Source organism: Streptomyces thermocarboxydus, assembly GCF_024760485.1.
Classification (GTDB): Bacteria; Actinomycetota; Actinomycetes; order Streptomycetales; family Streptomycetaceae; genus Streptomyces; species Streptomyces cellulosae.
Map to the genome: position 1 here is coordinate 1,448,939 of NZ_CP058273.1, position 2,500 is coordinate 1,451,438.

A 2,500-nucleotide genomic window follows, 5' to 3' on the forward strand; every position below is an offset into this window, starting at 1 on the left:
TCACGGCGCGGCCCGCGGCCCCGGTCACGGTCGTCGCGGCCACGGAAGCCGCCACGGTCGCCCCGGTCACGGTCGTCACGCCGGAAGCCGCCACCGCGGGAGTCGCGGTCGCCGCCACGGGTGTCGGTACGGCTGTCGCCACCGCGCCGGAAGCCGCCGCGGTCGCGGTCGCGGTCACCGCGCTCGGGACGGTCGTCGCGGCCACGGAAGCCGCCGCGGTCGCCACGGTTGTCGTCACGGCGGAAGCCACCGCGGTCGCCGCGGTTGTCGTCACGACGGAAGCCACCACGGTCGCCACGGTCGTCGGAACGGCCGCGGTAACCGCCACGGTCCCGGTCATCGCGCCGGTCGTCGCGCCGGTCATCCCTGCGGTCGTCGCGGCGCCCGTACCCACGGTCGTCGTCGCGACGGAAGCCGCCACGGTCGCCACGGTTGTCGTCACGGCGGAAGCCGCCACGGTCACCGCGGTTGTCGTCACGACGGAAGCCACCACGGTCGCCACGGTCGTCGGAACGACCGCGGTAACCGCCACGGTCCCGGTCGTCACGACGGTCATCGCGCCGGTCATCCCTGCGGTCGTCACGGCCGCGGTACCCGCCGCGGTCGCCCCCGCGGTTGTCGCGGTTGTCGTCGCGCCCACGGAAGCCGCCGCGCTCGGGCCGGCCGCCACTGCGGTCACTGTCCCGGTCGTTGGAGCGATCCCGGTCGCGGTCGTCGCGACGGAAGGGGGGACGGTCGCCGTCCCTGCGGAAGCTGCCACGGTCGCGGTCGTTGCCTCGACGGGGGCCGCCGCGCTGGCCGCCACGGTCCCCGCGGTCCCAGCGGTCACCACTGTCCCGTCGGCGCTGGTCGCGCTCCGGTCGGTCGTCGGGAGAGTTGGTGGACATCGGTGACTCCTGTCTCGGGTACTGCAAGCATAAATACAAAAAGGACCCCTGGCCCCAGCTGAACGCTGGCGACCAGGGGTCCTTCCAAAGATTGTTCGGCGGCGTCCTACTCTCCCACAGGGTCCCCCCTGCAGTACCATCGGCGCTGTAAGGCTTAGCTTCCGGGTTCGGAATGTAACCGGGCGTTTCCCCTACGCTATGACCACCGAAACCCTAATGGTTTCGAGCGAACAAGCACACTCTTCTGTTATGCGTTCTGCTCAAAGCCGACAACGGTCGTTGTCTCAGAACTAACACAGTGGACGCGAGCAACTGAGGACAAGCCCTCGGCCTATTAGTACCGGTCAACTCCGCACGTTACCGTGGCTTCCATATCCGGCCTATCAACCCAGTCGTCTACTGGGACCTTACCCTCTCTAGGAAGGTGGAGTCCTTCATCTCGAAGCAGGCTTCCCGCTTAGTGCTTTCAGCGGTTATCCCTCCCGAACGTAGCCAACCAGCCATGCCCTGGCAGAACAACTGGCACACACGAGGTTCGTCCGTCCCGGTCCTCTCGTACTAGGACAGCCCTTTCTCAAAGACTCCTACGCGGCACAGCGGAATAGGGACCGAACTGTTCTCAACGACGTTCTAAACCAGCTCGCGTACCGCTTTAATGGGGCGAACAGCCCAAACCCTTGGGACCGACTTCCAGCCCCCAGGATGCGACGAAGCCGACATCGAGGTGCCAAACCATCCCGTCGATATGGACTCTTGGGGAAGATCAGCCTGTTATCCCGGGTACCTTTTATCCGTTGAGCGACGGCGCTTCCCACAAGCCACCGCCGGATTCACTAGTCCCGACTTTCTCCCTGCTCGACCCGTCGGTCTCACAGTCAAGCTCCCTTGTGCACTTACACTCAACACCTGATTGCCAAACCAGGTGAGGGAACCTTTGGGCGCCTCCTTACTCTTTAGGAGGCAACCGCCCCAGTTAAACTACCCATCAGACACTGTCCCTGATCCGGATCATCACGCGACCCAGGTTAGACATCCAGCACGACCAGACTGGTATTCAACGACGACTCCACCCGAACTGGCGTCCGAGCTTCACAGTTCTCCCAAGCTATCTACACAAGCCGAACCGAACACCAATATCCAACTTAGTAAAGGTCCGGGGTTTTCCGTCCTGCTGCCGCGAAACGAGCATCTTTACTCGTAGTGCAATTTCACCGGCTTATGGTTGAGACAGTCGAGAAGTCGTACGCCATTCGTGCAGTCGAACTTACCCGACAAGGAATTTCGCTACCTTAGATGGTTATAGTTCCACCGCCGTTACGGCGCTTAAGTTCTCAGCTTCGCGCCACCGAAGGTGAGCTAACCGGTCCCCTTAACGTTCCAGCACCGGCAGCGTCAGTCCGTATACATCGCCTTACGGCTTCGCACGACCTGTTTTTTAGTAAAACAGTCGCTTCTCGCTGGTCTCTGCGGCCACCCCCGCTCACCGAGTCAAACGCGATCACCAGAATGGCCCCCTTTTCTCCGAAGTTACGGGGCATTTTGCCGAGTTCCTTAACATAGTTCACCGAACGCCTCGGTATTCTCTACCTGACCACCTGAGTCGGTTTAGGGTA

At 62.7% G+C, this 2,500-nt stretch carries 1 protein-coding gene and 2 rRNA genes (1 of these 3 only partly in view); 1 reads left to right on the forward strand and 2 read right to left on the reverse strand.

The genetic code is table 11. From position 1 onward, the window contains the following. Positions 1-893, forward strand: an 893-nt coding sequence (locus AY578_RS34025) for a hypothetical protein (protein ID WP_420341308.1), incomplete at its 5' end; no start/stop codon positions are given. Positions 894-980: 87 nt separating this feature from the next. Here the strand turns inward: AY578_RS34025 and rrf are convergent. After that, positions 981-1,097, reverse strand: a 5S ribosomal RNA gene (rrf, locus tag AY578_RS06815). A 104-nt stretch (positions 1,098-1,201) separates the two neighbouring features. Then, positions 1,202-2,500: ribosomal RNA gene (locus AY578_RS06820) — 23S ribosomal RNA — on the reverse strand; it runs 1,797 nt beyond the window's last position.